Below are 7,317 nucleotides of genomic sequence, written 5' to 3'. Positions count from 1 at the left end.
GACGACCATGGTGAACGTCCTCTCGACGCTCATCGCGCCCGATCGCGGCCGCGCGGTGGTCGCCGGGCACGATGTCGTCGCCGACCCGGCGGCGGTCCGTCGATGCATCATGCTGACCGGGCAATACGCCGCCCTCGACGACATGCTCAGCGGCTACGAGAACCTGGTCATGTTCGGCAGGCTCATGGGTCTGCGCAAACCCGCCGCCCAGGCCCGCGCCAGGGAACTGATCGGCGAATTCGATCTCGACCAGGCCGCGAACCGGCGGGTCGGCACCTATTCGGGCGGTATGCGGCGGCGTATCGATATCGCCTGCGGACTGGTCGTGCGGCCGGACGTGGCCTTTCTCGACGAGCCGACCACCGGGCTGGATCCCCGCAGCAGGCAGGGGGTCTGGGATCTGGTGCGCAGCTTCAAGAGCGCGGGCATCACGACCCTGCTCACCAGCCAATACCTGGAGGAAGCCGATGCGCTCAGCGATCAGATCATCGTGATCGACCACGGCGTGGTGATCGCCGCCGGCACCGCGGACGAACTGAAACACCGTATCGGCGGCAGCTACTGCGAGATCGTCCCGCTAGATCTCGAGCAGCTGCCCGCCATCGCCGCCGCGCTCGGCTCGCTGCTGCCCGCGGAGATCCTGGCGGCGATGACACCGGAATCGGATCGCATCACCATTCCCGCGCCGGATGGCGCCAAGACGCTCGCCGAGGCACTGCGGCGGCTGGACAACGCGTCGATCGAACTCGTCGACATCGCTTTGCGGCGCCCGTCGCTCGACGATGTGTTCCTGCAACTCACCGGCCATCTGGCCTCGGACGAGAGCGAATCGGAGGCCGTCTCATGACGGCCATCCTGTGGCACACCCACGTCCGCGCCGCGCCGGACACGGTGCAGCAGTGGTGGGTACTGACCATGCGGCTGATCGTGCCCTCGGTCAAGAGCGGGGAGGTCTTGATGTCGGTGGTGGCGCCGGTGGCGTTCGCCGCCAGCTTCTACATCCCGCTCAATACCGTGATGATGTTCTCCGGCAACGGTTTCAGCAGCTACGCCCAGTACATGATGCCGCTGGTGGTGTTGCAGTCCGCGGCGTTCACCGCCATCTCGGCGGCCTTCCGGTCGGCCAGCGATGCCGTGGCCGGACTCAATCGCCGCTTCGGCTCGATGCCGCTGCGCCCGCTCGTTCCCGTCGCGGCGCGGATGTCGGCCAACATACTCCGGGCGCTGATCGCGCTGGCAGGGGCGGTCGCGGCGGGCTATGTCATCGGCTTCCGGTTCCGGCTCGACGCGTGGCATACCCTCGGGTTCCTGGCGTTCTCGCTGGTCATCGGCATCGTGTTCACCCTCGGCGGTGATGTCATCGGCTCCGCGTCCAAGAGTCCGGAGGCGACGTCGCAGCTACTCATCCTCCCACCGTTGATCTTGGGCATGCTCTCGACCGGTTTCGCACCGGCGAGCCAGTTTCCCGGCTGGATCCAGTGGTTCGTCCGCAATCAGCCCGTCTCGCAATACGCGATCGCGCTGCGCGCGCTGGCCGGTGACACCGCGGGCAACGCGGGGACGGTGAGCTGGTCGTTGATGGGGCCGCCGTTGCTGTGGGCCGCAGGCACCCTGTTGCTCTGCGTGCCACTGGCCATCCGGCTCGGTTCGAGGAGGGCATGATGGTGGAGCGCTCGGAGACCTCGCCGGTCTCGCTCATCCAGCACACGCTGATCCAGACGCAGCGCCTGCTGGTGCGCTGGGCACGCAATCCGGCCACCGTGCTGGAGACGCTGCTCGTCCCGTGTCTGCTGCTGATCATGCTGGACGTCGTCATCGGCGGCCAGATCCAGAAGTTCACCGGTGACGACGCCCTCTACGGTTCGGTCCCGATGGTCGCCGTCGTCGGCGCGCTCTCGGGCGCCGTCGCGAGCGGTGTCCTGCTCGGCCGCGAACGGGACGCCGGTCTGCTGGCCAGGTTCTGGGTGCTGCCGGTGCACCGTGCTTCCGGTCTCGCCTCCCGCGTCATCGCCGAGGGCTGCCGCATCGTGGTCGGCACCCTCGCCGTGGTGATCGTCGGCTTCGCGCTCGGCTTCCGCTTCCATCAGGGCCTGCCGGCCGCGCTGGTATTCCTGCTGGTTCCGGTGATCTTCGGGCTAGCCTTCGCCACGATCGTCACCGCGGTCGCCGTCTTCACCGCGAAAGCCGCACTGGTCGAAGTCATCACCATCCTCACCTCGCTGATGATGTTCTTCAGCACCGGCTTCGTCCCGCTGGTCGCCTTTCCGACGTGGATTCAGCCGGTGGTGCGCAATCAGCCGATGTCGGTCGCCGTCGACGCCATGCGCGGTCTCGCCGATGAGGGCCCGATCGCCCGCCCCCTGACCCTCGCCCTGCTCTGGTCGTTCGGCGCCATCGTCCTGTTCGCTGTCCCCGCCGCCATCGGCTTCCGGCGCGCCAGCCGGCAGTGAGATCGGGCCGCGGCGCCCACGTCAGCGGCCACGCAGTACCCTCGTGCGCATGCCGGTGAGCGCCCCAGAACGCACCCGATTCCGTCGCACCGCGAAGCAGGGCCGCCGCGCCCGCCCGCGCGGGATCGTCGCTGTCGCCGCGCTGCTGTGCGCGGCTGTGGTCACCGCGGGTTGCGCGGACAAGCACGACGACGCGAGCACGATCATCCGCACCACGACCAACATCGCGGGCGCGGGCGTGGTCGGCGCGGCGCGGGACACCGCGACCGCCTGCCCGCTGCCGAGCGCACCCGATCCCGCCGCCGGCGCGACCCGCACGGTCACCCATGCCGGTGGGGTCTCGGAGGTCCCCGCCGACCCGCAGCGCATTGTCGTGCTCACCAGTTCGGCGCTCGACGCGGCCTGCGCTGTCGGCCTGTGGGAGCGGGTCGCCGGCGCGGTCACCCTCGACGGCGAGCGCCCGCAGCCGATGTACCTGGGCTACGGCGTGCTGAAGGTGCCCAGCGTCGGCCCGATCGGGCAGCCCGATCCCGCGCGCATCGCGGAGCTGAAGCCCGACCTGATCCTCGGCGATGTCGCCCCGGCCGGCGGTTACGAGGCACTGAGCGCGATCGCCCCCACCGTGCTGGTCGGTTCCGGCGGCAGCTGGCAGTCCGATTTCGCGGCCTACGCCGCGGGCATGGGCCGGCGCGGCGCCGCCGACACCGCCCTGCAGACCTACCTGACCGAAGCCCGCGACCTAGGCACAGCACTGAACGCGAGCCAGTCGCAGGCCTCGGTGCTGCGCTTCACCGCCGACTCCACCCAGGTCCAGGGAACCGAGACCTTCGCCGCCCAGGTCCTGTCCGACGTCGGCGTCCAGCGCCCGACCGCCCAGCGTGGCACCTCCTTCGACATCGGCACCGCCGACCTGGCCACCAAGGCCGAGGGCGACCTCATCTACGTGATGTTCGCCGGCAAAGCAGGCGAAGACCACGGCAAACAGGTCCTGCGCTCGGACCGGTTCACCGAACTCAGCGCCTCCACCGACCGCCGCGTCTTCGCCGTCGACGACAGCATCTGGCACACCACCGGCCTCACCGCCGCCCGCGCCGTCCTCACCGACCTGCGCAACAGCCTCAACGGCTACGTCACCGACTGACCGGGGCGTCGGTCGCACCGGCCCACCGCCACGACCCACAGTGATACCGTGGATATCCAAGGCTGGAACATCGGATATCCGACGAGGTGAGTGCAGTGGGTACATCTAAGACTCCGATCGAGATCGACCAGGAAGCACTGGCGACCGCCGCCGAGGTTCTCGGCACCAAAACCAAGAAGGACACCGTCAACGCGGCTCTACGCGAGGTCGGCCAGCGTCTTGTGCGGATGCGCGCACTCGCCGCCCTGGGCGAGATGGCCGACCGCGGCGACTTCGACGAGTACCTCGGCAACAAGTCCGCCTACCGCCGGTGACGCCGGCTATCTACCTCGTCGACACGTCAGGGTTGTTCCGCATAGCTACGGAGCCGTACCGGAAGTCATGGGCAGACCAGCTGACCGCGGGTGTGGTCGCGATCTGCCCGATCGTCGAGCTGGAGTTTCTCTACTCGGCCCGATCGCTGGCAGACCGGTTGGAGCGGCAACGACATCTTCACGACCTTTTCGGCTGGGTCACCATGCCAGACCGGGTCGTCGAACGTGCCGCCGAAATACAGCAACTGATGACCGAACAGGGTCTGCATCGGTCAGCAGGGCCTGTCGACCTGCTCATCGCCGCGACCGCCGAGCATCACCGATTGACAATCCTCTGCGACGACAAGGATTTCGCGGCCGTGGCCCGCGTCACCGGCCAACCGGTCACGTTCGTCACGCCTTGTGGCGCCCCGTGAGTTCGCCGAAGCCAGGGGTCCGGCCCCGCTGGGCTCCCAGTGAACTCCCCAGCGTGTTCCCAGCTCCGGCGAGGGCGTGGGCCGACCTACGAGTCCTCCGGATCCCTAGCCTGCCCCGGGTTACCGGACAAAAGCTCGTACACCGCGTCCGAAATGAAGATCAAATGTGAGATCGGCTCCGCCGCACGTCGATACGCGCATTGTCGGATAAATCAACCGAATTTGATCATCGAATTCGCGTCCGGGTTGAAGATCAAATTGTGCCACCTCGGCGCAATATAGTGTTTGCCAATTATTAACCGTGTTCCATATCACAATTAGAACAGCGGATTTACAGATCTCTTTTTCATAACATTGGTGGAGCGCGCCCATTATGGCGACGTTATCCATCAGTGGAAGGAAGCTCCGTACATGTTCTCTCGCAAGATCCTTGTCGCCGCCGGCGCCGTCTCCGCCGCCGCCCTGTTCTTCGGCCCCGTCACGGTGGCCTCCGCCGCCACCGGCTCGGCGGGCCTGGCCTCCGGTTCGGCCGGTTCGTCCTCCGGTTCGGCCGGCTCGTCCTCCGGTTCCGCCATGCTTGAATCCGGCAGCTCGGCCCTCGACAGCGGCACCTCCGCCATCGTCAACATCATCGAAGCGATCTCCGGCGTCAAGGCCCTGAACCAGCCCCAGCCCGCCGCCTGATTCGGCACCGCTCAGTACTGCGACTGCACTCAGGTAAGTGGGTGGCCGCGGCGTCGGGCCGGCAGCCTGCCCGCGCCCCGTCTTCCGGGTGCCGTCGATCTGTCGGCGCGGGCAGCGCGTGCCCGTGCTGGGCAAACCGCAGGTAGCGACGTGATTGCTATCATGGCGGGCAGTGATCCATGACGTCGCGCCGTCCCGGTGCCGTTGCTCCGTCGCCGCTGTTCGAGGAGGAAACATGGTTTCGCACTCCGAGGGCGAGCGGGTCCCGCCCGCCTCCGACAATGCCGCCGATCCAGACCTCCCGTGGGCCCCGCGCGACCACGAGTGGAACGGTCACCGGGCCGAACACGACGCGCTCGAATGGGCCAAAGGCGATCCGCGCAAGCTGGCCAGTATCTATCTGTACCGGCAGCCCGGCGGAAACCCGGCGACCGAGGCCGACTACAAGTTCCCGGTCGCCGACATCATCGACGGACAACCGACCCGCGTCTTCCACGCGGTCGCCAATGCCGCGGCGCGTCTGGACCAGGCCCACATCTCCGACAAAGACCGCGCCCAGGTGAAGCACCGGATCTCCGAGCTCTACCTGGACGCGGCGAAAGCCTTCGACGACCCGGAGCTCCGGGCACCGTGGGACCGCTGACTCAGCGCAGCCCCCGGAAGAACGCGCGGATATCCCCGACCAGCAGGTCCGGCGCCTCCATCGCCGCGAAATGCCCGCCGCGGTCGAACTCCGACCAGTGCACGATGTCGGCATTGCCGTCGGCGTAGCGGCGGATCGCGAGGTCCTCGGCGAAGACCGCGACACCGGTCGGCGTCGTCAGCGGCGTGGTGGGCCAGGAACGGGTGTGCATGGACTCGTAGTACAGGGCGGCCGAGGAGCCCGCGGTGCCGGTCAGCCAGTAGAACATCACGTTGGTGAGCAGCCGATCACGGTCCACCGCCGTCTCGGGCAGGCCATCGGCCGGGAACGTCCACTCTTTGAACTTCTCGACGATCCACGCGAGCTGACCGACCGGTGAATCGTGCAGGCCGTAGGCGATGGTCTGCGGGCGGGTCGACTGGATCTGGAAGTACCCGTTGCCCTCACCCTTGAACTGCGTGAGCCGGTCGATCCTGGCCAGCTCCGCCTCGGTCATGGTCGCCTTCTCCGCATCGGAAACCGGCCCGAACGGGATGAACCCGAAAGTCGCGGCATTGACGTGCACGCCGATCACCTTGTCACCGCCCGCACGGCCCACCTCGGGCGTGATGAACGCACCCCAGTCGCCGCCCTGCGCGCCGTATTTTTCGTAGCCGAGTCTGCTCATCAGCTCGGCCCAGGCCTTGCCGATGCGAGCGGGGTTCCAGCCCTGTTCGGTTACCGGACCGGAGAAGCCGAAACCAGGCAGCGACGGAATCACCACATGGAAGGCGTCGGCCGGATCGCCACCGTAGGCCGCGGGGTCGGTGAGCGGGCCGATCACATCGAGGAATTCGACGACCGAACCCGGCCAGCCGTGGGTGAGGATCAGCGGTGTGGCATCGGGCTGCGCCGAGCGCACATGCAGGAAATGAATACGCTGGCCGTCGATCTCGGTGGTGAACTGCGCGAACTTGTTCAGTTCGGCCTCGGCCACCCGCCAGTCGTAGGAGGTGCGCCAATACTCCGCCAGCTCGCGCAGGTACGGGACCGGCACACCACGACTCCACTCGGCACCGGGCTGCTGGGTGGGCCAGCGGGCATCGGTCAGCCGGGCCTGCAAGTAGTCCAGGTCGGATTGTGGGATCTCGAGGTGGAACGGGGTGATCTCGTCGCTCATGAAACGACACTACGACCACCAGCGGACACCTACTGTCGCTTTGAGCTGCCAGAGTCGGAAATCGTGAAAGAAGCTTCGGCGCAGCTACTTCGGCTGCAAGCACTCCTGCAAACCCGCCGTGAGTGGTCCGGCGCCGCGCTCGCCGCGCGGCTCGCCGTCGACCGATAGCCGCGCTGGCGCCGCACGTGCGCGACAAACGAATGCCCAGCGTGTCACGGTTGTGGTCAAGGAGCGCGAACGGATCGAACGCCTGGTGAGGTTTGCCGACGAGGCGGTCCTCGCCACGGACGTGTCAGCGAACAGCTACGATGTCGTAGTCGAAGCCGTAGGAGGCACAAGTAGTGAACCGATATTGATTGCAGTGACCGCGGTGGCACCCCTGGGACAGGTGGTCGCTCTCGGGGTCTACCACGCGCAAGCGACTGCAGATCTATCGGTTCGACAGCTTCTGGAGAAAGAAACAACTCTCCGAGGAAGCAAGGCATATCGGGTCAACGAAGTGGAAAACCC

The 7,317-nt window shown here is 67.2% G+C and carries 10 protein-coding genes; 9 read left to right on the top strand and 1 reads right to left on the bottom strand.

The genetic code is table 11. The annotated features are described in order from the left end of the window. From ACFWPJ_RS19570 to ACFWPJ_RS19535, 8 genes are all read left to right on the top strand, one after another. Positions 1 to 847 (top strand): ATP-binding cassette domain-containing protein (locus tag ACFWPJ_RS19570; protein ID WP_378853261.1); only part of this gene is annotated, 847 nt, incomplete at its 5' end. Then, complete coding sequence (locus tag ACFWPJ_RS19565; protein ID WP_378853259.1) at positions 844 to 1,662, top strand: ABC transporter permease; 819 nt, start codon at positions 844 to 846, stop codon at positions 1,660 to 1,662. The genes ACFWPJ_RS19570 and ACFWPJ_RS19565, both read left to right, overlap by 4 nt. Further along, entirely contained in the window at positions 1,662 to 2,450 is a 789-nt protein-coding gene (locus ACFWPJ_RS19560) for an ABC transporter permease (RefSeq protein WP_378853257.1), read from the top strand. Before ACFWPJ_RS19565 ends, ACFWPJ_RS19560 begins: the two co-directional genes overlap by 1 nt. Before the next feature lie 49 nt (positions 2,451 to 2,499). Beyond that, positions 2,500 to 3,591 carry an ABC transporter substrate-binding protein gene (locus ACFWPJ_RS19555; RefSeq protein ID WP_378853255.1) on the top strand — a complete coding sequence of 364 codons (1,092 nt, stop codon included), beginning with the start codon at positions 2,500 to 2,502 and terminating at the stop codon, positions 3,589 to 3,591. A 95-nt stretch (positions 3,592 to 3,686) separates the two neighbouring features. Continuing rightward, positions 3,687 to 3,905 (top strand): type II toxin-antitoxin system VapB family antitoxin, encoded by a 219-nt coding sequence (locus ACFWPJ_RS19550; protein ID WP_378853253.1) that lies wholly within the window; start codon positions 3,687 to 3,689, stop codon positions 3,903 to 3,905. Then, positions 3,902 to 4,321 carry a PIN domain nuclease gene (locus ACFWPJ_RS19545; protein WP_378853251.1) on the top strand — a complete coding sequence of 140 codons (420 nt, stop codon included), beginning with the start codon at positions 3,902 to 3,904 and terminating at the stop codon, positions 4,319 to 4,321. Before ACFWPJ_RS19550 ends, ACFWPJ_RS19545 begins: the two co-directional genes overlap by 4 nt. A gap of 411 nt (positions 4,322 to 4,732) precedes the next feature. Beyond that, the gene (locus tag ACFWPJ_RS19540) at positions 4,733 to 5,005 is read left to right on the top strand and encodes a hypothetical protein (RefSeq protein WP_378853249.1); all 273 of its coding nucleotides are present in this window, start codon (positions 4,733 to 4,735) and stop codon (positions 5,003 to 5,005) included. 235 nt (positions 5,006 to 5,240) lie between these two features. After that, complete coding sequence (locus ACFWPJ_RS19535; protein ID WP_378853247.1) at positions 5,241 to 5,648, top strand: hypothetical protein; 408 nt, start codon at positions 5,241 to 5,243, stop codon at positions 5,646 to 5,648. A gap of 1 nt (position 5,649) precedes the next feature. On the opposite strand, the gene ACFWPJ_RS19530 is transcribed toward ACFWPJ_RS19535, so the two are convergent. After that, positions 5,650 to 6,807 (bottom strand): epoxide hydrolase family protein, encoded by a 1,158-nt coding sequence (locus ACFWPJ_RS19530; protein ID WP_378853245.1) that lies wholly within the window; start codon positions 6,805 to 6,807, stop codon positions 5,650 to 5,652. Between the two features lie 220 nt (positions 6,808 to 7,027). On the opposite strand from ACFWPJ_RS19530, the gene ACFWPJ_RS19525 reads away from it, so the two are divergent. Beyond that, a partial coding sequence (locus ACFWPJ_RS19525; protein ID WP_378853243.1) for a hypothetical protein occupies positions 7,028 to 7,317 on the top strand: 290 nt, incomplete at its 3' end.

It is taken from the genome of Nocardia sp. NPDC058497, assembly GCF_042720195.1.
GTDB lineage: Bacteria > Actinomycetota > Actinomycetes > Mycobacteriales > Mycobacteriaceae > Nocardia.
Note: the sequence above shows the minus strand (reverse complement) of the source record. Positions and strands in the feature narration are given on the sequence as shown.

Coding starts and splice junctions, on each gene's coding strand:
- ACFWPJ_RS19565 (WP_378853259.1), top strand. CDS start 844: ATGACGGCCATCCTGTGGCACACCCACGTCCGCGCCGCGCCGGACACG.
- ACFWPJ_RS19560 (WP_378853257.1), top strand. CDS start 1,662: ATGGTGGAGCGCTCGGAGACCTCGCCGGTCTCGCTCATCCAGCACACG.
- ACFWPJ_RS19555 (WP_378853255.1), top strand. CDS start 2,500: ATGCCGGTGAGCGCCCCAGAACGCACCCGATTCCGTCGCACCGCGAAG.
- ACFWPJ_RS19540 (WP_378853249.1), top strand. CDS start 4,733: ATGTTCTCTCGCAAGATCCTTGTCGCCGCCGGCGCCGTCTCCGCCGCC.
- ACFWPJ_RS19535 (WP_378853247.1), top strand. CDS start 5,241: ATGGTTTCGCACTCCGAGGGCGAGCGGGTCCCGCCCGCCTCCGACAAT.
- ACFWPJ_RS19530 (WP_378853245.1), bottom strand. CDS start 6,807: ATGAGCGACGAGATCACCCCGTTCCACCTCGAGATCCCACAATCCGAC.